At 74.8% G+C, this 22869-nt stretch carries 19 protein-coding genes; 8 read left to right on the plus strand and 11 right to left on the minus strand.

Annotated elements, in window-relative coordinates; genetic code table 11:
• Positions 1-593: 593 nt before the first annotated feature.
• From WD794_09670 to WD794_09685, 4 genes are all read right to left on the minus strand, one after another.
• Positions 594-2018, minus strand: coding sequence for an alkaline phosphatase family protein (locus WD794_09670; protein MEX2290579.1), 1425 nt, complete (start codon positions 2016-2018; stop codon positions 594-596).
• 75 nt (positions 2019-2093) lie between these two features.
• Positions 2094-2264: a hypothetical protein gene (locus WD794_09675; GenBank protein MEX2290580.1), complete on the minus strand. Its 171-nt coding sequence runs from the start codon at positions 2262-2264 to the stop codon at positions 2094-2096.
• A 32-nt stretch (positions 2265-2296) separates the two neighbouring features.
• Positions 2297-2644 (minus strand): WhiB family transcriptional regulator, encoded by a 348-nt coding sequence (locus WD794_09680; protein MEX2290581.1) that lies wholly within the window; start codon positions 2642-2644, stop codon positions 2297-2299.
• Between the two features lie 572 nt (positions 2645-3216).
• The gene (locus WD794_09685; protein ID MEX2290582.1) at positions 3217-5388 is read right to left on the minus strand and encodes an ATP-dependent DNA helicase UvrD2; all 2172 of its coding nucleotides are present in this window, start codon (positions 5386-5388) and stop codon (positions 3217-3219) included.
• A gap of 96 nt (positions 5389-5484) precedes the next feature.
• Here WD794_09685 and WD794_09690 point away from each other — a divergent pair, with 96 nt between their 5' ends.
• Entirely contained in the window at positions 5485-5733 is a 249-nt protein-coding gene (locus tag WD794_09690) for a mycoredoxin (protein MEX2290583.1), read from the plus strand.
• Between the two features lie 133 nt (positions 5734-5866).
• Positions 5867-6709 carry a GAF and ANTAR domain-containing protein gene (locus WD794_09695; GenBank protein MEX2290584.1) on the plus strand — a complete coding sequence of 281 codons (843 nt, stop codon included), beginning with the start codon at positions 5867-5869 and terminating at the stop codon, positions 6707-6709.
• Between the two features lie 34 nt (positions 6710-6743).
• Here WD794_09695 and WD794_09700 read toward each other — a convergent pair whose 3' ends face one another.
• The 4 genes from WD794_09700 to WD794_09715 are packed head-to-tail and all read right to left on the minus strand — an operon-like array spanning position 6744 to position 11158.
• Complete coding sequence (locus WD794_09700) at positions 6744-7559, minus strand: DUF1206 domain-containing protein (protein MEX2290585.1); 816 nt, start codon at positions 7557-7559, stop codon at positions 6744-6746.
• Between the two features lie 28 nt (positions 7560-7587).
• Positions 7588-8469 (minus strand): NAD(+) diphosphatase, encoded by an 882-nt coding sequence (gene nudC, locus WD794_09705; protein MEX2290586.1) that lies wholly within the window; start codon positions 8467-8469, stop codon positions 7588-7590.
• Positions 8466-9809, minus strand: a complete 1344-nt coding sequence (locus tag WD794_09710; protein MEX2290587.1) for a pitrilysin family protein — start codon at positions 9807-9809, stop codon at positions 8466-8468. The genes nudC and WD794_09710 overlap by 4 nt, the downstream gene beginning before the upstream one ends.
• Positions 9806-11158, minus strand: a complete 1353-nt coding sequence (locus WD794_09715) for a pitrilysin family protein (GenBank protein MEX2290588.1) — start codon at positions 11156-11158, stop codon at positions 9806-9808. The genes WD794_09710 and WD794_09715 overlap by 4 nt, the downstream gene beginning before the upstream one ends.
• 116 nt (positions 11159-11274) lie before the next feature.
• Between WD794_09715 and WD794_09720 the strand changes: the two genes are divergently transcribed.
• Complete coding sequence (locus tag WD794_09720; GenBank protein ID MEX2290589.1) at positions 11275-11490, plus strand: hypothetical protein; 216 nt, start codon at positions 11275-11277, stop codon at positions 11488-11490.
• Between the two features lie 23 nt (positions 11491-11513).
• Here WD794_09720 and WD794_09725 read toward each other — a convergent pair whose 3' ends face one another.
• The gene (locus WD794_09725) at positions 11514-13184 is read right to left on the minus strand and encodes an acyl-CoA dehydrogenase family protein (GenBank protein MEX2290590.1); all 1671 of its coding nucleotides are present in this window, start codon (positions 13182-13184) and stop codon (positions 11514-11516) included.
• 19 nt (positions 13185-13203) lie between these two features.
• On the opposite strand from WD794_09725, the gene WD794_09730 reads away from it, so the two are divergent.
• The 5 genes from WD794_09730 (at position 13204) to WD794_09750 (ending at position 17776) form a co-directional block, all read left to right on the plus strand.
• Entirely contained in the window at positions 13204-13995 is a 792-nt protein-coding gene (locus WD794_09730) for an endonuclease/exonuclease/phosphatase family protein (GenBank protein ID MEX2290591.1), read from the plus strand.
• A gap of 28 nt (positions 13996-14023) precedes the next feature.
• Positions 14024-14314, plus strand: coding sequence for a hypothetical protein (locus WD794_09735; protein ID MEX2290592.1), 291 nt, complete (start codon positions 14024-14026; stop codon positions 14312-14314).
• Entirely contained in the window at positions 14311-16089 is a 1779-nt protein-coding gene (locus tag WD794_09740; protein ID MEX2290593.1) for an alpha/beta hydrolase, read from the plus strand. The genes WD794_09735 and WD794_09740 overlap by 4 nt, the downstream gene beginning before the upstream one ends.
• Positions 16086-16607, plus strand: a complete 522-nt coding sequence (locus tag WD794_09745; protein ID MEX2290594.1) for an LppA family lipoprotein — start codon at positions 16086-16088, stop codon at positions 16605-16607. The genes WD794_09740 and WD794_09745 overlap by 4 nt, the downstream gene beginning before the upstream one ends.
• A 68-nt stretch (positions 16608-16675) precedes the next feature.
• Positions 16676-17776, plus strand: coding sequence for an amidohydrolase family protein (locus WD794_09750; protein ID MEX2290595.1), 1101 nt, complete (start codon positions 16676-16678; stop codon positions 17774-17776).
• Between the two features lie 216 nt (positions 17777-17992).
• Here the strand turns inward: WD794_09750 and WD794_09755 are convergent, their stop codons facing one another.
• On the minus strand, positions 17993-21181 hold the full coding sequence (locus WD794_09755; GenBank protein MEX2290596.1) for an ATP-dependent DNA helicase: 3189 nt from the start codon (positions 21179-21181) through the stop codon (positions 17993-17995).
• A 52-nt stretch (positions 21182-21233) separates the two neighbouring features.
• Positions 21234-22869: PD-(D/E)XK nuclease family protein (locus tag WD794_09760; protein ID MEX2290597.1), on the minus strand; the 1636-nt coding region annotated here is incomplete at its 5' end.

Here is a 22869-nt window from a genome sequence, read left to right on the forward strand (position 1 = left end):
CCATCCAGAGGGCCCCTTCCGGTCGACGAACGGTCACCGACGTGATCGCACCCGCCCCGGTGCAAGCACGGCGGACCGGCGAGCCGCGGCCGGCGGACGTCCGCCCGTAGCCGCGTACGGGTCGGGTCGTGCCCCCGCCGCAGACCACCGCAAGCAAGGCGGAGACCTCGAGCCACTTACGGCCGTCGAGACCGCATGGTCCGGTCAGGGCTCGACCCACGCGACCAGGGACGGCACTCATACTCAGCCCTTGCTGAGCGGCAAGCCTGCCGCCTTGAGTGACGTTGCACGACCTTGCGTGTTCGCAAGCCAGCAGACTGATGGCCTCGGGCTGCGTAAGGTCACCGTTGTCCGCGGCCTCGGCGCGCGGGAAAGACGACGACCTGAACGCGTCGACCGACCGCCGGCGAGGGCCGCCGGAGAAGCACGGCAACAGCGCCGACGGTCCGCAGGCAGTCCGCAAGAAGTCGAGCTGTCCGCAGAAAGTCCGCAAGAACGACCCTTCGGGAACGGTCCAAACACTCCCTACGGTCCCAGCCAGCCACGCATCGTTGCAGGTCAGAGGCTGTTTCACGGCAACGGCGCGGGCGATCTCACCCCAGGTAGAGGAAGCCGTACGCCTCGTCCCGGAACGGCACCCCGGCGGCGGTGAGCGCGTCGTCCCAGTCGCCGGTGCAGGTGGGGTCCGCGGCCTCCATACCGTGGTCCGCTGTCAGTAGCACCACCACGTCCTCCAGCAGCCCCCGCTGCTCCACCAGGTCGAGCCAGACTCCCAGCCGTCGGTCCGCGTCGACGAGCGAGGCCCGGGCGATGGGCGAGGCGGGTCCGCCGGCGTGGTGGCCCGAGTCGGTGAGCGTGGTGTTCCACCAGGTGAGGCGCGGCGGCTCGCCCTCGCGCCACTGGTCGAGCATCTGCGTGAGCCCGATGGCGTCGACCTGGGTCCCCCAGGCGTAGTCGGGGTTCGCCGCGACGTGCTCCTGGGTCGCGTGCACGTCGTCGGCCGCGGCCGGCAACACGTCCGCCAGCGACCCGGCTCCGGTCCGGCCGGCCTCGCGCATCAGCGCGAACGTCGAGTACGTCGCCCCGCTGTCGACCGGGTCGTTGATGCAGGCGCTGCGCGCGTCCGCGGGCAGCCGCTCGAACACCGTGCGCACGCCCGGACGCAGCCAGTCCATCGCGCGGTGCCAGGACGACGAGGCATTCGGGACGACCTGTTCGCCGGCGAGCCGGTCGAAGAAGGCGTTGTTCACGATGCCGTGCCGGCCAGGGCCGAGGCCGGTCAGGGCGCAGGTGTGGTTCACCAGGGTCACGCTCGGGAACTCCGCGATCGCGCCGCCGCGCAGAGCGCAGCCGCGGGCGAGCAGCCGCGCGACGTTGGGCAGCGTCCCGTCCTGCGCCAGGGCGAGCAGCTCAGCGTGCGGCGCGCCGTCCCACAGCAGACCGACGACGTATGTGGCTCCGGGCGCCACCAGCTCGACCGGCACACCGTCCATGTCGTCGCAGTCGGCCCCCGCCAGACGGGCCAGCGTCGCACCGACGTCGACCGTACGGGCCACCCCGTCGATGACGCCGCGGACCTGGACACCATGACCCGACAGCAGCAGCGGAGCCCGTGACTGCAGCGCGTTGAGGGAGCCGTGCTCGCCCAGATGTCCGCCCCGCTCCGTCCAGCAGTGCGCGCCGGTGTGCACGACGGCAAGATCCGGCGCCCGCGGCTCAGCGAACAGCGAGTGCAGCCGGACGGCGGCGAAGGGGTAGCCCGACTCGCCGTAAGGGTCCTGGTCGGCGACCGGGTCCCGGCCGGCCAGCAGCAGCGCCGTCCCGTCCGCCGCCAGCGTGACGTGACCGCAGCTGTCGGCGACGTGCACCAGCCCGTTCTCCGACCAGCAGACGAGGTCGACGACAGGAGCCAGCGCGGGATCGAGGAGCACGTCCAGCGCCTGGTCGCGAAGGGCGGGCGTGGTCGGTCCCGTGCGCACGACCACGTCGGCAGCCAGGTTCCGCGAGGGCAGGGGCACGCTGTTCAGCGTAGGCACGCGACCGTCCCTGCACCCGTTCGGGTGCAGGGACGGCGTCGTCGCATCGTGCGGCAGTCAGCCGAGTGCGATCCGGGCGAGCCGGGCGCGGGCGGCGGCGGCCTGCGCCCGGCGGTCGAGCCGGCGAAGCCGGACCAGCCGGCGGGCCCGGCTCTCCTGTGCGGCCAGGTGTTCGCGCTCGGCCTGCTCGCGCGCGGCGAGCAGCAGATGGATGGTGGGGTCGTACACGGCACTGCTCCTGTCGGAGGGGTGGGAGAGGTCTACGCGGCCACGTCGGCCTTGCGGGGCCGGCCGCGGGGGCGCTTGCGCGGGACGACGACGCCGGCCACGACCAACTGGCCGCCCCACACGCCCCACGGCTCACGCCGGTCGAGCGCACCGGCCAGGCACGCCTCGCGCAGCGGGCACGGCAGGCACAGCGCCTTCGCGTCTTCCACGTCGCCGGGTGCCTCGGCGAACCACAGGTCCGGGTCGGCGGTCCAGCACGGCAGGTCCGCGTCGGTGCCGCAGCGGGTTCCCGGAGCGGCGGTCGGGTGGGCGGTCGGCTCCGTAGAACCGGCGATGGGGTGGGCGGTCGGCTCCGCAGAAGCGGCGGTCGGGGCGAGCATCGTCGGTCACCTTCGATCTGGTTCGACCCGGTGGGGCCCTGGTCCTTGCAAGGGGTCGGGGCGGGTGAGCCCGAAGCGGGAGGAAAAAGCAACGAGGCCGCGGATCCCGTGTCGGGTTCCGCGGCCTCGAGGCGCTGTTGGTCTGACAAATCAGACCGGTGCACCTCGAGGTGGAGAACCCGGGAGATCGGCATTGCGGACGCCGGCGAACGCGGCCCGCACAGCAGCGGGCGTCACGGCGGCGGGCATCGCGACAGCGGGCGTCACGGCGGCGGCCCGCACAGCAGCGGGCGTCACGGCGGCGGCCCGCACAGCAGCGGGTGCACCGGTACGAGGCGCCGCCGCCTCGTGTGCCGCAGCGGACAGCCGCGCTTTGCGAGCCGCCGCCCGACGCGCGGCCTCGTCCGACAGCTGCGTCCAGGAAAGCGGGGGCGCCGCGTAGGCGGACACGCCGTCGACGGGCCGGATCGCACGGATGCTCTCCATGTCGTCCACCTCCCTCGCCTGGTCCGCTGCCGGGGGAACCCGGTCACGAGCGAAGGTAGAGGTCGTACGGCGCAGGGGCAACCGGTTTATTGCGACGACTGCGCGCCGACCAGGCCGAGCACGTCCTCGCCGTACTTGTCGAGCTTGGCCTGGCCGATCCCCGGGATCCGGACGAGCGCCGCGACGTCGGCCGGGCGCTGCTCGGCGATCGCGGTCAGGGTCGCATCGGTGAACACGCAGTACGCCGGCTGGCTGAGCTCTTTGGCCCGGCCGGCCCGCCACTCGCGCAGCGCCTCGAAGAGCTGCTCGTCACGGTCGGCGGGACAGTCGGCGCAGCGGCCGAGCTTGCGGTCGACGGCCACCACCAGCGAGGCGCCACACACCCGGCAGGGCACCGGACCCGAGCGCTCGCGGCGGGCCGCGCGAGCCGACCCGGTCGCCCGCACGGGGCGGGCCGAGGCCGTGTGCAGCCCGTCCAGGAAGCGCGACGGCCGGCGGCTGCCACGCCCCCCGGGTGATCGCGAGAGCGCCCACGACAGGAAGAGGGAGAACCGGGCTCGGGTGACGCCGACGTAGAGCAGCCGGCGCTCCTCCTCGACCGCCGCCGGGGTGTCCGCGTGCACCAGCGGCATCGTGCCGTCGACCAGCCCGACCAGGAAGACAGCGTCCCACTCGAGGCCCTTGGCAGCGTGCAGCGACGCGAGCGTCACCCCCTCGACGCTCGGCGCGTGCTGCGCGGCCGCGCGCTCCTCGAGCTCGGCGACCAGCTCACGCAACCCGGCGGCCGGCGCGGCCGCGGCCAGATCGTCGGACGGATCGCCGGGCAGGCCGCCGGTCGCACCGCCGGCCAGGTCATCGGCCAGCCGGTGCAGCGCGGCCAGGGACTCCCAGCGTTCGCGGGTGGCGCCGGCACCGGCCGGCGGAGCGTCGCGCTCCCAGCCGAGTCCGGAGCGCAGCACGTCGGCCACCAGGTCGGCCAGCCCGGCCGGCGCGTCGGGGTCCGCCGCCCGGCCGGCGCCGCGCAGCAGCAGGATCGCCTCGCGTACCTCCTTGCGGTCGAAGAAACGCTCGCCGCCGCGGACGAGGTAGGGCACCCCCGCGTCGGCGAGCGCGGCCTCGTACGCCGCGGACTGCGCGTTGACTCGGTAGAGGATCGCGATCTCGCTGGCCGGGGTGCCGGCGGCGATCAGCTCGCGGCAGCGGGCCGCGACCGAGGCCGCCTCGGCCGGCTCGTCGTCGTGCTCGGTGAAGATCGGCTCCGGGCCGGGCGGCTGCTGGGCGACCAACTCGAGCCGGGCCTGCGACGCCCATGCCTGCGACGTCCCGGCCTGCGACGCCCGGGCCTGCGCGATGACGCCGTTCGCCAGGGCGACGACCTGCGGCGTCGAGCGGTAGTCGCGCACCAGCCGCACCTCGGTGGCCTGCGGGTAGCGCTGACGGAAGCGCAGCAGGTGGTCCGGGGTCGCGCCGGTGAAGCTGTAGATCGTCTGCTGGGCATCGCCGACGACGCAGAGGTCGTCACGGTCGCCGAGCCAGGCGTCGAGCAGCCGCTGCTGCAGCGGCGTGACGTCCTGGTACTCGTCGACGACGAAGCAGCGGTACCGGGCGCGGAACTCCTCGGCGACCCCGGCGTGCTCCTCGAGCGCCGCAGCCGTCAGGAGCAACAGGTCACCCCAGTCGGCGAGGCCCTGCGCGGACTTCAGGTCGACGTACGCGCCGTAGACCTGCGCGACGACGGCCGGGTCGTACGGGCCCTGCCGTCCGGAGCGGGCCGCTGCGGCGGGGTAGTCCTCGGGGCCGACCAGGCAGCTGGCCGCCCACTCCAGCTCCGACAGCAGGTCGCGCAACTCGCTGGTGCCGGGCCGCAGCCGGGCCCGCGCGGCGGCGTTGGCCACGAGTCCGAAGGTGTTCTCGACCAGCCGCGGCGGCGCACCGCCGATGACCCGGGGCCAGAAGTAGCCGAGCTGCTTTCTCGCGGCGGAGTGGAAGGTGCGGGCCTGCACGCCGCCGACCCCGAGCGCACGCAGCCGGGTGCGCATCTCCCCGGCGGCCCGGGCGGTGAAGGTGACCGCGAGCAGCGCCGAGGCCGGCGTCACCCCGGACAGCACGGCGTAGGCGGCCCGATGGGTGATCGTGCGGGTCTTGCCCGTGCCGGCGCCGGCCAGGATGCAGACCGGGCCCCGCACGGCCACCGCGGCGGCCCGCTGCTCGGGGTCCAGGGCCGCCAGCACGCCGTCGGGGGTCAGGTCAGCGCTCACGGCAGCAGTCTCCCAGCCGCTGCGGTCGGGAAGTCCGCGGGCGTGCCGGCTGTTGATGCCGGACGTCGCGTCCCCGCCATCCCTGGAGCACTCCGCATGACTGCCATCGCCGGACTGACGATCTACAGCACGCAGTGGTGCGGCTACTGCCACCGGCTGATGAAGCAGCTGGACCGCGAGGGCGTCTCCTACGACGTCGTCGACATCGAGCACGACCCGACCGCGGCCGACTACGTGATGAGCGTCAACGGCGGCAACCAGACGGTGCCGACGGTCGTCTTCGGCGACGGCACGGCCATGACCAACCCCAGTCTGGCCCAGGTCAAGCAGCGGCTCGCCGGCTGAGCCGGCCGGCCGGCCGGACCGCCGTCGGGGTGAGAATTCCCCCACGAGCGGCGTCGAGAGGCAATGATGAGGCCAGGCGCGCGGGACGGTCCCGCGTCCGGCACTGACCCGCCCTCCACTCCGGAAGCCTCCCGTGACCCTGCCGCTCCCCCAGCACCCGGCCATCGACGCCGTCATGTCCACCGCCGCATCCCTGTTGGGGATGGAGATCATCTTCCTCGGCGGGCTGACCGAGGACACCTTCACCTTCGAACGGGTGCACTCCAGCGCCGAGTGGCCGGGCGTCGAGAAGGGTGCCAGCGTCGAGCGCAGCGCCTCGCTGTGCCACCGGCTGCTCGCCGGCGCGCCGCCCAGCACGTCCGACGCCGCCCATGACCCGGACTACGCCGACGCCGCCACCCGTCGCGAGCTGGGCATCGTCTCCTACGTCGGGGTGCCGGTCTGCGATCCTGCCGGTCAGGTGGTGGCCACGCTCTGCGGCATCGACCGCAGCTCCGTCCAGGTCGATCGGGACACCCTCGCCGTCCTCGAACAGCTGGCCCAGGTCATCTCCGCCCACCTCAGCCCGCTGATCGCCCAGGGCGTCGTGATCCGGCGCGCGCCGGAGGGTGGCTGGGCGGTCGGCGAGGAGTCGGCCGGCGACCTCACCAGCGCGATGGTGCTGGCCGACCTGCTGGCCGACGACCTGTCGCCCGGCGCCCGGCCGGCCAAGAGCGACGCGCCGCTGGACGAGGTGGGCCAGCTGCGGATGTCGGTGCGGCAGCTCGAGCACGCCCTCGCCGCCCGGGTCGTGGTGGAGCAGGCCATCGGCGTGCTCACCGAGCGGCAGCGCAGCAGCCCCCGGCAGGCCTTCGAGCGGCTGCGCAAGGTCGCCCGGTCGCGTGGCCGCAAGGTGCACGACCTGTCCCGCGAGATCGTGATGTCAGCGAGCGACCCCGGCGTCCCGCTCCCGCCCGAGCTGGCCGGGCGCCGCTGAGCCCTCCGGCGCAGTGGGCTCTCCCGGCCGTGGCCTACAGGTCGCGGTAGGCCGCCTCGAAGAACGACCACAGCGCGAAGGCCAGCAGCCCGGTCGCGGCCGACGCCAGCAGGACCTGCCCGTACGGCTGCTGCGCGACGGTCTCCAGTGCCGCGTCCAGTCCCTTGGCCTGCCGTGCGTCGGCGAGCACGGCGGCCCGGAGCAGGAAGGCACCGACCAGGGCGACCACCAGGCCACGGCCGAGATAGCCCACTGCCCCGACGAACACCGCCGGGCGCCGCAGCCGGGGCGGGACGCGGTAGTGCTCGAGGCAGTCGGCGTGCCGCCGGGTCACCGCCTTGGCGATCATGTACAGCCCGACACCCACCACGACCAGGCCGACCAGAGCGACGGCCGTCCGCCCGCCGGGGTGCGCCAGCACCTGCGCGGTGCGCGACCGCACGTCACCGGTCCCGCTCCCGCGCAGGAGGAACCGCACGGTGCCGGCGCACAGGGCCAGGTAGAAGATCCCCTTGACCAGCCCCTCCGCGCGGTGCCGCAGCCGGGTCGCGCCGGTCTCGGCTCGGTGGCCGACCGCAGCCGAGAGCAGCAGCCAGGTGGCGTAGCCGAGAAAGCCGAGTGCGAGAGTGGCCAGCAGCGGGCCGCCGACCGGGGTGTGCGCCAGCGCGCGGAACGCGCCGTCCTGGTCGGCATCGGCCGCGACGCCACGGGCCAGCGAGAACGCGAGCAGGCCGAGCACCAGCCAGACCAGCCCGCGGGCGGCCAGGCCGAGCCGGGCCAGCACCTCGAGCGGGCGGCTGTCGTACGCGGCTCGCGCAGCCTGTTCCGCATCGTCGACGGTGGAGGTCATGAGCGCTGTCTGCCCCGGCCGGTCGAGCTCAGTCCTCGGCCAGCCAGTCCTGGATCAGCAGCGCGGCGATGGACACCGGCGGGGGCAGTTGCAGGCTGTCCCCGCGGTCACCCCAGGTGGTGGCGGCGCGCAACTCGCTGCGGGTGAACCAGCGGACGTCCTCCAGCTCGCCGTCCACGGGAAGCGGCACGGCGTCGGCCTCGCAGCGGGCCCGGAAACCGAGCATCAGGCTGGACGGGAAGGGCCACGGCTGACTGGCGACGTAGCTGACGTCCCGCACGGCCACTCCGGTCTCCTCGGCGACCTCGCGGACCACCGCCTGCTCGACGCTCTCGCCGGGCTCGACGAAACCGGCCAGCGTGGAGAACCGGCCGGCCGGCCAGATCGCCTGCCGCCCGAGGACACAGCGGTCCGCGCCGTCGTGGACCAGCACGATCATCGCCGGGTCGCTGCGCGGGAAGTGCTCGCTGCCGTCGGCCGGGCACCGTCGCACCGAGCCGCCGCGGACGACGCCGGTCGCGGCGCCGCAGCGCGGGCAGTGCGGGTGCGTCGCGTGCCAGTTGGTCAGGCCGACGGCATGCACCAGCAGCCCGGCGTCGCGGTCGTCCAGCAGCCCACCGACGTCGCGCAGGCCCAGCGGGCGGGCGCCCAGCCGGCGCTGCAGCGGGCCGACGACGGCGAAGACCGGTCCGGCGGCGTCCCGGCCGAGGTAGAGCCGGTCGCCGTCCGGCGCCTGGCTGCTGGGCACCAGCACCAGCCGCGGCCGGTCGTCCTCGGCGACCAGGGCGGCGCCGTCGTGCAGGACGAGCACCCGGGCGTCCCGCCAGGCCTGGTCGAGCGCTGCCGGATCGTCCCGCGTCCGGGCGTCCCGGTCGACGGTGGCGCGGGACAGCGCGGGAGTCGCGCTCACCCCAGCTCGACGTCGGTCAGCGCGCGCAGCGGCGCCTCGACCTGCGCGACGTCGCCGACGAGCACGGTGGTCAGCCGGCTCGGTGCGAGAGAGCGGGAGGCCGCGGCCAGCGCGTCCTCCACGGTGACCGCGGCCAGCTGCTTCGGGTAGTCCCGCAGCCAGCCGACGCCGAGCCCGGCCCCGGCCAGCTGCGAGAGCGTGGAGGCGAGGCCGGCCTGACTGCTGGTGCCCAGCGCCAGTGAGCCCACCGCGTAGCGCCGCGCCTGGTCGAGCTCGGCCTGGGTGACCGGTGTGGTCGCCACCCGCCCCAGCTCGTAGACCGTCTCGAGCAGCGCCGCGGCGGTCGTCGGCGTCGACACGTCGGCGCTGAGGGTGACCCGCGACCCGGCGGGCGGGTGCTCGACCTGGGCGTGCGGGCTGTAGGTGTAGCCCTTGTCCTCGCGGATGTTGGCGACCCACCGGGAGGAGAAGTAGCCGCCGAAGACCAGGTTCGCCAGCGAGAAGGCGGCGAAGTCGGCGTCGCTGCGCGACGGTGCGCCGGCGGCCATCCGCAGCGTCGTCTGCACGGCGCCCGGACGGTCCAGCAGCAGCGCCGGCTGCGCTGTCGCCGGCGGCAGGGCGGGGGTGTCGTAGGTCCGGCTGGTGGCCGACCAGCCGGCCAGCGCCGCCTCGACCTGACCGAGAGCCCGGGCCGGGGACAGATCGCCGACGACGGTCAGGATGCTGCCGGCGGGGACGACACGCTTGGCGTGCAGGGCGCGCAGCGCGCCGGGCTTGACCTCCTGCACCTCCTGCGCCGTCGGCAACTCCCGGCCGTACGGGTGGTCGCCGTACAGCCTGCCGAGCAGGGCTTCCCGGGCGACGACGGCGGCCTGGCTGCGGTAGATGGCCAGCTCCTGCACGAGCCGGTCCCGCTCCCCGAGCACCTCGCGCTTGGGATAGCTGGCCCCGCTCAGGACGTCGGCGAGGATCTCCAGCAGCCCCGGCAGCCCGTCCACCAGGACCGAGCCGCCGAAGCCGAGCCGGTCGGCGTCGGTGCTCGCCGACAGCTGTCCGCCGAGCGCCTGCAGGTCGGCGGCCAGCTGCGCGGCGTCGCGCCGGCCGGTGCCGGACAGCAGCGTGTCGCCGAGGAGCGAGGCCTGCGCGGTGAACGCGCGACCACCCTTGCCGGCCGGGCCGGCGAACGGGATGCGCAACCGCAGCTCGGCCAGCGGGACACCGGGGCGGCGTACGGCCAGGACCCGCAGGCCGTTGTCGAGCGTGCGGTCCGCGACGGTCGGGAGCTTGACCGGCCGCGGTCGGGCCAGCGGCGGGACGGGGCGCTTCTGCGCGGCCGTCATGCCTGCGCCCCCGGTCGCAGCTCGAGGACGGTGCGGGTGTCGGCGGTCAGCGTCGCGGCTGCCGCCTGCACGTCCTGCGGGCTCACTTGCCGCAGCAGGCCCGGCAGCTCGTTGACCAGCTCCGCACGGTCCCGCTGCTGCTCGAAGACCGCCATCGTGGTGGCCCGCCCGAGCACCGAGTCGACCTCACGCAGGTAGCGGGCCGTCATCCGCGCCACGGTCCGGTCGAGCTCCGCGGCGGGCAGCCCGTCGCCGGCCAGCCGGCGGAGCTCCTCGTCCACGGTGTCCAGCACGTCCTGGACCGGCGTCTCCTCGGGATGGTGCACCTCCAGCAGCAGGGGCGTCGGATCGCGGGCGTCGAGCGGGTCGCCGAGCAGGCCCAGGTAGCCGCTGATGTGCGTGGCGCTGCGGTCCTCGAGGATCATGCGCTCCTGCAGCCGGGAGGCGTCGCCGTCGGTGAGCACCTCGGCGAGCACGACGTAGGGCAGGTAGGTCGCCAGGTCCGCCGGGTCCGGGACCCGCCAGGCCAGGGCGACGGCCGGCGCCGGCGCGAGCCGGTCGTGCACGGTGACGCGGCGCTCGGCGGTAGGCAGCGGTTCGGCGAAGCTCGGGCGCTCGGGCGTCGGCCGGGCGGGGATGTCACCGAAGTGGTGCTGCACCCAGCCCTTCACCTGGGCGACGTCGAGGTCGCCGACGACGGTGAGCACGGCGTTGCCCGGCGCGTAGTAGCGCTCGAAGAAGCCGCGGGCGTCCTCGAGGGTGGAGCTCTCCAGGTCGACGAAGTCGCCGTAGCCGTTGTGGCTGTTGGCGAAGTCGTCGAACAGCACGGGCGGGATCAGCAGCCAGGGGAAGCCGCCGTACGACCGGTTGAGGACGTTGACCCGGATCTCGTTCTGCACCACGGCGATCTGGTTGTCGAGGTTGTCCTGGGTGACCGCGACGCTGCGCATCCGGTCGGCCTCGAGGAACAGCGCCAGCTCGGTCGCCGCGCTCGGCATCACCTCGTAGTAGTTGGTGTAGTCCACGTGCGTCGAGCCGTTCAGGGTGCCGCCGTTGCCCTGGACGTAGGTGAAGTGCTCGGTCTTGCCCAGGCTCGCGCTGCCCTGGAACATCAGGTGTTCGAACAGGTGCGCAAAGCCGGTGCGGCCCTGGGGCTCGCTGCGCATCCCCACGTCGTAGTAGACGGCGACTGCGACGACCGGGCTGCTGCTGTCCGGGCTCAGGACGACGCGCAGGCCGTTGTCCAGGGTGAACCGCTCGAGCGGGTAGTCGGGCTGCGGGGCCGGCCGCGCACGTACCGGTCCCTTCGTGGCAGCGCGGCGGACGGCGGTCTTCGCGGGAGGCGGCACCTGCTCGACGCTAGTACGGCTCCGCGCGTGGTGACCCGGGCAGCAGGCCGCTCGCGCTCGCGGCCCGAGGTACGGCAGGGTGTGCCGCACCACCCTGCCGTAGCCGAAGGAGCGACATGGCCGTCAGCGCCGACCTCAGCAAGTACCTGGAGGAGTCCCATGAGTCCTCGTCCCTCACCGAGATCCTGGCGGCGCCGCTCACCGCGCTGACCGGGGTGACCGAGGACGACGCCGAGGCGCTGCGCAAGGCCTTCCGCATCAGGACGATCGGTGACCTGGGCAAGAACAGGTACTTCCTGCTCGCCCAGGCGATGCACCAGCTGGCGAAGTAGCCGCCGGCAAGGGCGACGTGGGACTAGGCCTGCGGAAGGGCGCGGGCCAGGACAGCCGTCGTGTCGGTGCCCTTCGGCAGGGTGCCGAAGGCGTGGCCCCAGTCCCCGGCGAGCCGGCTGGCGCAGAAGGCGTCGGCGACCGGCGTGGGCGCGTGACGTACGAGCAGGGAGCCCTGCAGCACCAGGGCCATCTGCTCCACCAGCCGGCGGGTGCGGCTCTCGATCTCGTCGGGATCGGCCAGCCCGGCCTGCAGCGCGCGGACCGCCCCGTCGAGCCGCGGGTCGGCGCCGCGCGCGAGTTCGAGCTCGGCGAAGAAGGCCTCGACGCCGGCCGGCTCGCGGGTCAGGGCGCGCAGCACGTCGAGCGCGTTGACGTTCCCCGAGCCCTCCCACACCGAGTTGAGCGGCGCCTCGCGGTAGAGCCGCGGCATGCCCGACTCCTCGACGTAGCCGTTGCCGCCCAGGCACTCGAGCGCCTCGGCCGCGACGGACGGGAAGCGCTTGCAGACCCAGTACTTCCCGACCGCCGTGGCGATCCGCTTGAAGGCCTGCTCCTGCCCGTCGCCGCGCTCGGCCCGGTCGGCGGCTCCGGCCAGCCGGAGCATGAGCGTGGTGGCCGCCTCGGACTCCACCTGCAGGTCGGCGAGCACGTTGCGCATGAGCGGCTTGTCCAGCAGCCGGCTGCCGAACGCCGACCGGTGCGCGGCGTGGTGGGTGGCCTGCACGACCGCGGCCCGGATCCCGGCGGCGCTGCCGATCACGCAGTCGAGGCGGGTGGCCGCGACCATCGACAGGATGGTGTGCACTCCGCGACCCGGCTCGCCGACCAGCTCGGCGACGGTGCCGTCGAACTCGGGCTCGGCGGAGGCGTTGCTGCGGTTGCCGAGCTTGTCCTTGAGCCGCTGGATCCGGAACACGTTCCGGGTGCCGTCCGGCAGGACGCGCGGCACCAGGAAGCAGGACAGCCCCGTTCCCCCGGAGGGTGCGGCCACCTGCGCGAGGACGAGGAACAGGTCGCACATCGGCGCGCTGGTGAACCACTTGTGGCCGCGCAGCGTCCAGCTGCCGTCTGCCTGCGGCGTCGCGACGGTGGTGTTGGCGCGGACGTCGGAGCCGCCCTGCTTCTCGGTCATCCCCATGCCGGCGAGCAGCCCGGCCTTGCCGGTCGGCACCCGTAGGCCCGGGTCGTAGGTCCGGCTGGTGAGCAGCGGCTCGTAGACCGCGGCCAGCTCCGGTGTCGTCCGCAGCGCCGGGACGACGGCGTAGGTCATCGAGACCGGGCAGCCGTGGCCGGCCTCGACCTGGCTCCAGGTGAAGAAGCCGGCCGCGCGGGCGACGTGCGCGCCCGGCTGCGGGTCCGCCCAGGGTGCGCCGGCCAGCCCCTCGCTGACCGCGACGTCCATCAGCGCGTGCCAGGCGGGATGGAAGTCCACCTCGTCGACGCGGTGGCCGTAGCGGTCGTGGGTGCGCAGCTCAGGCTCGTGCCGGTTGGCCTGGTCCCCCCAGCGCTGCGCCTGCTCCGAGCCCGCGAGGCGGCCGAGCCGGTGCAGGTCGTCGAGGTACCAGCCGGACCCCTCCCGATCCAGGCCGGCGAGCAGCACCGGGTCGGCGGCGACGTCGTGACCGGTCAGCGGCGGCGGCTGGTTGGTCACCTCGTGGGTCGCGGCGGTGGACGGGGCGCCGATCGTGGTCATCCGCCGATCCTCGCAGCACGTGCACAGGGCTACCGTCGGCGCGGTGCGGCTGGCGACGCTGAACCTGCTGAACGGCATGAGCCTGCCGGACCGCCTCGTCACGCCGGGCCGGCTCGCCGACGCGGTGCGGGCGCTGCGGGCCGACGTCGTCGGGCTGCAGGAGGTGGACCGCTTCCAGCCGCGCTCGCACTCGGCCGACCTCACGTTGCAGGTCGCCGAGGGGATGGGCACGTCGCACTGGCGGTTCGTCCCCGCGCTCGTCGGCACTCCCGGCGGCAGCTGGCGCGCGGCCGGTGACGGGGACCATGACGGGAGCGGCGCGGCGTACGGCATCGGGCTGGTCTCGCGGTTCCCGGTCCTGTCGTGGCACGTCACGCGGCTGGCCGCCGCGCCGCTGCGCTCGCCGGTCGTGCTGCCCGGCAGCCGGCAGCTGATCTGGCTGCGGGACGAGCCGCGGGTCGGCGTGGCCGCCGTCGTCGCGACGCCGGCCGGGAGCATGACGATCGCCACGACGCACCTGTCCTTCGTGCCGATCTGGAACGGCAGGCAGCTGCGCACGCTGACCACCGACCTGATGCGGCTGCCGGGCCCGCGGGTGCTGCTCGGCGACCTCAACATGCCGCCGCCGTTTCCCACCGTCCTGTCGCGCTGGCGGTCCCTGGCAAGGGTGGCGACCTATCCGGCGTGGCAGCCGCGGATCCAGCTCGACCACGTCCTCGGCTCGGGCGACCTGCCGGCCGTGACCGCCGTCGAGGCGCCGGAGCTGGCGGTGTCCGACCACCGGGCACTGCTCGTGGAACTGGCGCACTGAACCGACGCCGCGTTGATACCTTGCGCCGGTGCCCTTCCGGTTGGCCCTGGACGCGGACTCCGTGCTGACCACCGCCGCCTGCGTGCGCGGCGTCGGCGCGCGTCTGGACGCCGCCCCGGGCGGCGCCGCGCTGCGCCAGATCGCCGTGGCTGTTCCCGGCGGCGAGCTGTCCCGGGCCACCTGCGAGGAGGCTGCCGAGTGGGCCGGTGAGATGGCCGAGGTGGGAGCCGTTCTCGAGCGCTACGCGGCGCTGCTGGAGGCGGCGGTCGCCGGGCTGCGGCGCGCGGACGCTGCCGGCGCGGCCGCACTCGGCCGATGAGCCTGGCGGTCTCGCGGCTGCGCGGCTGGTCGCCCGAGCTGCTGACCGCGGCGGCGGCCGACCTTCGCGCGACCGCAGACCTGCTGCTCGAGCTCCAGCGGGGCGTCAACCGGGCCGTGGGCGAGATGCGCTGGGAAAGTCCCGGCGCCGACGCGGCCCGGACCGCAGCCGAATCCCTCGTGCTCGCGCTCGCGGCGCTCGAACAGTCCTTCTCCCTGCAGGGCGATGCGGTGACCCGCGTCGGCGCGATGCTGGAGGCGGCCCAGGAGCTGCTGGTCCGTTCCTCGCGGCTGGCCGACGACCACGGGCTGACGATGCTCGAGGACGGCGGCGTGCTGCCGCCCCGGCCGGTGCTGATGTCAGCCGACGCGCCGTACGCCGAGAAGCAGCGTGTGGCAGACGCTTTCGCTGCCGCAGACGAGGCGCGTCGGCGGGCTGAGGCAGGAGCCCGCGAGGCCCTGCGCAGTGCGACCGAGGCCGACCGCGATGCCGCGGCCGCCATCCGGGCAGGGGATGCGTTGGGGCTCCTGCTGGCCGGCATCGCGCCGGGGATCGCCGGGCTGCTCACGTCGACCAGCCCGCTGGAGGCGTACGCCCTGGCCGAGCGCACCCGGCTGCTCGACGCGGTCGACGGCCGGCAGGTTCCGGACCGGGGCAGCGACCCCTACGACGTGAGCGCCTGGTGGGCCACCCTGCCGCCGGAGGTCCAGCAGGGCGTGCTCGTCACCGCCCCCGAGCTGCTCGGCAGCCTCGACGGTATTCCTGCCGGGATCCGTGATGCGGCCAACCGGGCCCGGTTGGACGCTGAGCGGGCGCTGCTGGCAGCCGAGGTCGTGCGGCTGGAAAAACGGCTGCGGGACAACTGGTTCGGCGGGGCCTTCACCGACGACGACGCAGCTCTGGTGTACGCCAGGGGCAAGCTCGAGGGGATGGACGAGCTGGCCGGGGTGCTCGACAAGGATGACCGCATGCTGCTCCTGCTGGACACCGGCGGGGAGCAGCTCGAGGTGGCCGTGGCCGTCGGGGACGTGGACACGGCCGACCATGTCGCCGTCTTCACCGGCGGCCTCGGCTCCACGGTCCAGGAGAGCCTGACCCGCTATGACGGCCAGCTGCACTCCCTGCGCGACCAGGCCGTCGAGATGGCCCAGCGCGCGGGCAGCGGGTCGGTGGCGGCCGTGACCTGGCTCGGCTACGAGGCGCCGCAGCCGGGGGACATCTGGCGGCCCTCGCGCTCGGTGGCGCTGCCCGTGGCGGCCTCCCGTGGCGCGCAGGACCTGGCCGCGTTCTACACCGGGCTGGATGCGGCCCGGGAGAGCTCCAGTCACCTGGTGGCCCTCGGGCACTCCTACGGCTCCCTCACCACCGGCATCGCGCTGCAGCAGGGCACGGGCGTCGACGACGTGGTCTTCCTCGGCTCGCCCGGCATCGGCACCGACGACGTGCGCAACCTGGGCCTGCGCGCCGGTCACGTGTTCGTGATCGAGGCCCGTCGCGACCCGGTCGCCGACCTCGCCGCCTTCGGCGCCGACCCCAACCAGCTCGCCGGGGTCACCGTCCTGTCGGCCGCACGCGAGATCATCGACAACGAGGCACGGGCCGAGTCGCTCGGGCACAGCCAGTACCTGACCCAGGAGACCTCCAGCCAGTACGGCATCGCCGCGGTGGTGGCCGGGGTGCCGGAGCGTGCACCGCTCGACGGCGGCTCCGGGGGCGGGGACGTCGCCCGCAGGCTGATTCCGTTCATCGCGCCCGCGAGCGGTGCCGTGCCGTGAGAGCCCGGCTGGCAGCCGGGGTCGTCGTCGTGCTGCTCGTGCTGACCGGATGCACCGACGACGCAGGAGAGTCCATGGATACGCGGGAGCAGCAGAACGCCGAGCTGCGGGGGCGGCCCACCTCCGAGTCCGAGGTGGTCCGGCTGACCGAGGCGCAGGAAGCGGTCCGTACCGCGCTGGAGACCGATCTCGGCCTCGGCCCCTGGGCGGACACCGGTACCGGTGGCAACTCCGGCTGCCCGCAGTTCGACCGCAGCAACGGCGAGATCCGTTCCCTGGCCAGCCTGCTGCTGGAGGGTGGGGTGCCCGATGAGGTGTGGCCGCGCGCTGCCGAGCTCGTGCAGCAGACGGCGGCGCAGTACGGCTTCACGGCCGCCGACGTGGTGGTCGACAGGCCCGGCGAACACGAGATCGTGCTGCGCGGCGAGTGGGAGTCGCTGCTGCGCTTCGGCACCCTGGCCAACGCCACGCTCCGGCTCGTGACCGGCTGCCATCTGCCGGCTGCCGCCGGCTACTGACGCACCGTGGGTGCATCGGGAATCGCCGTCGGGTCCGGCTCGGCGGCGCCACCTCGTAGCCTGCGCCGATGACCTCGGTACTCCACCTGCGCGGACCCGTACTCCTCGGACCGGAGGAGGTGGTGGGTGAAGCGTGGGTGGCCGACGGTCTTCTCACCCTGGACCGGCCGCCCGCCGGCACCGACGTGGTCCACCTCGACGGGTGGGTCGTGCCCGGTCTCGTCGACGCCCACTGCCACGTCGGCCTGGCCGCGCACGGTGCCGTCGACGCGGCGGCCGCCGAGGAACAGGCCCTGGCCGACCGCGACGCCGGCGCGCTGCTGCTGCGCGACGCGGGGTCACCGGCCGACACCCGGTGGGTCGACGAGCGGGCCGACCTGCCGGTACTGGTCCGCGCGGGGCGGCACATCGCCCGGCCGAAGCGCTACCTCCGCAACTTCGCGGCGGAGGTCGAGCCGGCGGAGCTGACCGAGGAGGTACGCCGGCAGGCCCGCCGCGGTGACCGCTGGGTCAAGCTGGTCGGCGACTGGATCGACCGGGAGACAGGCGATCTCGCGCCCTGCTGGCCGCTGGAGGCACTGCGTCCGGCCATCGCCGCCGCACACGCGGAAGGCGCCCGCGTCACGGCGCACTGCTTCTCGCAGGCCTCCCTGCCCGACCTGGTCGAGGCCGGCATCGACTGCATCGAGCACGCCACCGGTCTGGACGAGCAGATGCTCCCGCTGCTGGCCGCGCGCGGCGTCGCGATCGTGCCGACGCTGATCAACATCGACACCTTCCCCGGCATCGCGGCCAGCGCCGACGAGAAGTACCCGGCGTACGCCGCCCACATGCGGGCGCTGCACGCACGCCGCTACGACACGGTCGCGTCGGCGTACGAGGCCGGTCTGCCGGTCTATGCCGGGACCGACGCAGGGGGGTCACTGGCCCACGGCCGGATCGCCGACGAGGTCCTCGAGCTGGCCCGCGCCGGACTCCCCCCGGCGGCGGCCCTGTCGGCCGCCTGCTGGGCCGCGCGCCAGTGGCTGGGGCGGGACGGGCTGCGCGAGGGCGCGCAGGCCGACCTGCTGGTACTGGAGGCCGACCCGCGCGCCGACCTGCGGGTGCTGCAGGCGCCACGGGCCGTGGTGCTGCGGGGCGTGCTGCGGGGCGGGCTGGGGGCAGGCTGACCGCCGAGCAGGCTGACCGCCGAGCAGGAGCGGGCCCTCGGTGCCGTCATGATCAACGTCGCTCTTCCTCAGATTTGCCTGCCTCGGAAAATGCGCAAATGCGGCGTTGATCACCTGCGGACCGTCGCCGGACCCGGATCGCCGCACCCAGGCCGCCGCGCCACCGCCGCCGCACCCGGGTCGCCGCGCCACCACCGCCGCTCACAGCGCCGCCGCTCACGGCAGCGTGAGCGCCTCCGCCTCGACCTCACCACGCAGCAGCTGGGCCAGCTCGGCCTCCCCCGGCAGCTCGTCGCCGTGGCGCACCTCCTCGCCGGTGGCGACGTAGTGGAAGACACCCTCCACCGCAGCCGGCTCGACGCCGGCCAGCCGCGCCCAGGCCAGCCGGTAGACGGCGAGCTGGAGCGGGTCGGCGCTCTCGCTGCCGGTCTTCCAGTCGACCACCTCCCAGCGGCCGTCGCCGAGGTCGTAGACCGCGTCGATGCGCCCGCGCACCACCCGGCCGGCGACCGGCAGCACGAAGCCCGCCTCCACGGCGTACGGGCGGCGGCTCGCCCACGGGGAGGCCAGGAACGCCTCCTGCAGGCGCTCGAGGGCGACGTCGCCGTCGAGCCCGTCGTCGCCGGCGCCGGGCAGCTCGTCGGGGCCGAGCAGCGGGCGCTGGTCGAACAGCGCCTCGACCCAGGCGTGGAAGCGGGTCCCGCGCTGCGCCGCCGCCACCGGCCGGCGCGGCAGCGGTCGGGCCAGCTCGCGGGCCAGGCCCGCCGGGTCGGCCTGCAGCCGCAGCAGCTGGCTGGCGGTCAGCGCTGTCGGCAGGGCCACCTCGCGGACGCCCCGGCGCGCCGCCCGCTCCTCCTCGAGCAGCAGCAGGGCCTCCCGGTCGTACCGCTCGAGCTGCTCGCGCTCCCACGGCAGCAGACCGGCAAGGTCCTCGGCCGGCAGGGCGAGGCCGGCCTCGAGCGCGGCCAGGTCGGCCAGCACCGCGTCGGCGGCGGCGCGGCGGCGCGTGTAGGGCTCCTCGTCGTACGGCGCAGGCCAGACGTGCTGCGCCGGCTCGACGAGCGCGGGGTTGCTCGTCTCCAGGGGCCTGTCGGCCCAGCACTCCACCCGGCCGCCGCCGGCAAGGGCGTGGGCGCGCAGCTCGCCGAGAAACGTGGACGGCCCGCGTGGCTTCTTCTGCGTCGCCCCCCACCAGTGGCCGCTGCCGATGAGCAGGTGCCGCGCACGGGTGAAGGCGACATAGCCCAGCCGCCGCTCCTCGCGCTCGAGGTGGTCGCGGCACTCCTGGACGTAGGCCTTCAGGCCGTCCTTGTCGTAGCGGGCGAGCGTCGGCTGGTCCTCGGCGTCACCGCGCAGCGGGCCGGGCAGCACCGACCCGCTGGTGGTCCAGCGGTCGCGCAGGGTGTCGGACGGAAAGACCTTGCGGGTCAGGTCGGGACAGGCGACGACGTCCCACTCCAGTCCCTTGGAACGGTGGGCGGTCAGCAGCTGCACCGCGTCGCTGCCGCTCGGCGTCACCGCGTCGAGCCCGCGCTCGTGCTCCTGCGCCGCGCGCAGGAAGGCCAGGAACGCACTCAGGCTGGTCTCGCCGTCGAGGTCGGTGAAACCGGCGACCACGTCGAAGAAGGCGGACAGCGACTCGCGCCGCCGGGCCTGCACCGCCTCCGGCGAGGCGGCCAACTCGACGTCGAGGCCGGTGACCTCCACGACCCGGTGGACGAGGTCGAGCAGCGGCTCGTCGCGGAAGCCGCGCAGGGTGCGCAGCTCGGCGTCGAGGGCGGTGACCCGCGCCAGCGCCTCGGCCGACCAGCCCTGCGAGCCGGGTCGGTCCAGCGCGTCGGCCAGCGCCACGACGTCGCACGGGTCGACCCCCGCGACCGCCTGCTCGAGCGCGGTCCCGTCGGAGGGGTCCGCACCCCGCTGCTCGACGGCCAGGATCTCCCGCGCCCGCCGCCCGAGCACCGCGAGGTCGCGGGCACCGAGCCGCCAGCGCGGCCCCGTGAGCAGCCGCAGCAGCGGCGCGTTGGCGGTGGGGTCATCGAGCACCTGCAGGACCGCGACCACGTCGGCGACCTCCGGCAGCGCCAGCAGCCCGCCGAGCCCGACCACCTCGACCGGCAGGCCCGCTGCGGTGAGAGCGGCGTACAGGTCGGCGAAGTCGCTGCGCGCGCGGACCAGGACGGCGCACTCGCGCGGCGGCGTGCCGGCGTCGACGGCAGCCTTCACCTGCGCGGCCACCCAGGTGCACTCGGACTGCCAGGTGGTGTGCAGCGCGACGACCGTCTCCCCCAGGTCGGCCTTGGCCGGCGGTGCCTGCAACTCGACGATCCGGTGCCGCAGCCGCAGCGAGGACGCGACGGAATTGGCCAGGGCCAGCAGCCGGCCGCCGGAGCGCTGGTTGACGGCGAGGGCGAAGGTCGCGGCCTGGCTGCCGTCGGGATGCGCGAAGTGCCGCGGGAAGCCGTCGAGATTGGACACCGACGCCCCTCGCCAGCCGTAGATCGCCTGGCACGGGTCACCGACCGCCGTCACCGGGTGACCAGGGGCCAAGGGAGCGCCGAACAGCCCCACCAGCATCCGGCGCTGCGCGACGCTGGTGTCCTGGTACTCGTCGAGCAGCACCACCCTCGAGCGCTCCCGCTCGGCGGCACCGACCTCCGGCACCGTCTCGGCCAGCCGCGCGGCCAACGCCACCTGGTCCCCGAAGTCGAGCGCGTCCAGCTCGCTCTTGGCGGTGCGGTACGCCGCGACCAGGCCCGCGAGCTCGTGCCGCCGACGCGCCGCGAGCGCCATCGTACGAAGCTCGTCGCAGTGGCCCTTCGTGCCCTTCTGGCCGTCCAGCTCGGCGCAGGTCGCCTCGACGACCTCCAGCCACTCGGCGTCCCAGGCGCGCAGCTGCTCCGGGGCGACGAGGTGCTCGGACAGCTCGGACTCCAGCGATACCAGGTCGGCGACCAGCATGGTCAACGGGCTGGTGAGGTGGGTGATCGGCCCGCGGTGGCGCCGCAGGACGCGCGCCGCGAGCTGATAGCGGGTCGCGTCGGCGAGCAGCCGCGAGCGCGGCTCGACGCCCAGGCGCAGGCCGTGCTCGGTGACCAGCCGGCCGGCGAACGCGTGGTAGGTCGACACGACCGGCTCGCCAATCTCGCCCGCGTGGAGCAGCCCGCCGCGCAGCCGGCCCGCCAGCTCGGCCGCGGCCTTGTTGGTGAAGGTCAGCCCGAGCACCTGGTCCGGCGCCACCTGCCCCGTGGCCACCAGCCACACGACCCGGGCGGCCATCACGCTGGTCTTGCCGGAGCCGGCGCCTGCCACCACCAGGGCGGGGGCGAGCGGCGCCGTCGCGGCCGCCAGCTGCTCGTCGGTGAACGGGATGCCGAGCAGGTCGCGCAGGTCGGCGGGTCTCATGCGGGGTCCCCGGTGCGTGCTGGGCAGCGGCGAGCAACCCGCTCGGGTGCGGTCACGTCACCACCTGCCGGCCGTCGGGCTGTGCGGGGCAGCAGCTGCGGAACGGGCAGCGCCCGCACCGCTCCTGCGGGGTGGGCGGGAAGCTCTCGCCGAGCACCCGCCGCACGGCGGTGTCGAGCAGCGCCTCCACCCAGGTCGGGGACGGCTCGAGCCCCTCCTGTGCCTGGACCTTGGGGCCGGACCCGTCGGCGACCCGCAGCATCACCAGCTCGGCCCCGCCGACCTCGGGTCGGTCGGGCAGCAGCTCGTCGAGGGCACCCGCGCGCACGGCCAGCTGATAGCTGCCGAGCTGGGCATGGCCGGCGATGGCGGCCTTGGTGAAGGGCGCCTTCCCCGTCTTGAGGTCGACGACGTGCACCCGGCCGTCGCGGTCGAGCTCGACCCGGTCCAGGAAACCGCGCAGCAGGACGGGACCGCCGGGCGCCTCCAGCTCGACCCGGAACGGCACCTCCGTGGCGACCAGCGTCCTGTCCCGCGCCGCGGCGTGCCAGGTCAGGAAGCGGCGCAGCGCCTCGCGCGCCTGCTCGTGCTGCTGGGCCGACTGCCACGGCGCGTCGTAGGCCAGCTGCCCCCACACCGTGTCGAGCCGGGCCATCAGCACGTCGAGCTCGGCGGGAGTGCGGCCGGTGGCGACCTCGTCGGCCAGCGCGTGCACCACTCCCCCGAAGCCCATCGCGGAGGAGGCTGCGGACTGCGCGTGCACCTCGTGCTCGAGGAACCAGCGCAGCGGGCACTCCTCGAGCCCGCTCAGCGAGGTGCCGGACAGCGGCACCGGCGTGCCCTCCGGGTGCACCGGCGTCGCGCAGGAGCTGACCGACGCGAGCCCCCACCAGGACGCAGGGTGCGCAGCCGGCGCCAATGGCCGGCCCTCGACGTCGACCTCGGCAGCCAGCCGGGCCAGCCGGGACGCTGCCGCCCGACGCGCGGCCGGGCTCCGCGCGGGATCGACGGCCGTCCGGCGCAGCGCGGCCACCAGGGACGGCAGCGACAACGGCCGGGCCACCCGGTCCAGGTGCTCCTGCACCGCAAGCCCCAGCTCGGACAGGAAGCGGGACGGCCGCTCACCCTCCTCGTCGGTGCCGGCCACGGCGGTGACGGCGAGCCGCCGGCGGGCGCGGGTGAGCGCGACGTAGAACAGCCGCCGCTCGTCGGCCAGCAGCTCGGCGCGCTCCGACGGCGCCCGCAGCGACCCTTGCGACAGCGGCGCCAGCCGCTCGGCCTCCAGCAGGGTGGAGCGCCGGCGCAGGTCGGGCCAGACCCCCTCCTGCACGCCGGCCACGACGACGACATCCCACTCCAGGCCCTTGCTGCGGTGGGCGGTCACCAGCCGGACCGCCTCCCCGCGCACGCCCTGCTCGGCGAGCGTGTCGGCCGGGATCTGCTGAGCCTCGATCTCGTCGAGCAGGGTGCCGACGCCGGTCAACCGGCGCCGATCGCCGGCTCGCCCGACGGTGGCGAACAGCGACACCACCGCGTCGAGATCGCGGTCGGCCGACCGCCCCGTCGCACCGCCGCGCAGCGAGGCGGCCTCCAGCCGGGCCGGCCACGGGCTGCCGGACCACAGCTCCCACAGCGCGGCCTCGGGACCCTCGGCGAGCGCCTCGCGGGCGCGGGCGAGCAGCGCCGCG

This window comes from Mycobacteriales bacterium, from assembly GCA_040902655.1.
Lineage (GTDB): Bacteria > Actinomycetota > Actinomycetes > Mycobacteriales > SCTD01 > SCTD01.

Coding starts and splice junctions, on each gene's coding strand:
- WD794_09680 (MEX2290581.1), bottom strand. CDS start 2,644: ATGCTCGCCCCGACCGCCGCTTCTGCGGAGCCGACCGCCCACCCCATC.
- WD794_09690 (MEX2290583.1), top strand. CDS start 5,485: ATGACTGCCATCGCCGGACTGACGATCTACAGCACGCAGTGGTGCGGC.
- WD794_09700 (MEX2290585.1), bottom strand. CDS start 7,559: ATGACCTCCACCGTCGACGATGCGGAACAGGCTGCGCGAGCCGCGTAC.
- WD794_09710 (MEX2290587.1), bottom strand. CDS start 9,809: ATGACGGCCGCGCAGAAGCGCCCCGTCCCGCCGCTGGCCCGACCGCGG.
- WD794_09720 (MEX2290589.1), top strand. CDS start 11,275: ATGGCCGTCAGCGCCGACCTCAGCAAGTACCTGGAGGAGTCCCATGAG.
- WD794_09725 (MEX2290590.1), bottom strand. CDS start 13,184: ATGACCACGATCGGCGCCCCGTCCACCGCCGCGACCCACGAGGTGACC.
- WD794_09740 (MEX2290593.1), top strand. CDS start 14,311: ATGAGCCTGGCGGTCTCGCGGCTGCGCGGCTGGTCGCCCGAGCTGCTG.
- WD794_09750 (MEX2290595.1), top strand. CDS start 16,676: ATGACCTCGGTACTCCACCTGCGCGGACCCGTACTCCTCGGACCGGAG.
- WD794_09755 (MEX2290596.1), bottom strand. CDS start 21,181: ATGAGACCCGCCGACCTGCGCGACCTGCTCGGCATCCCGTTCACCGAC.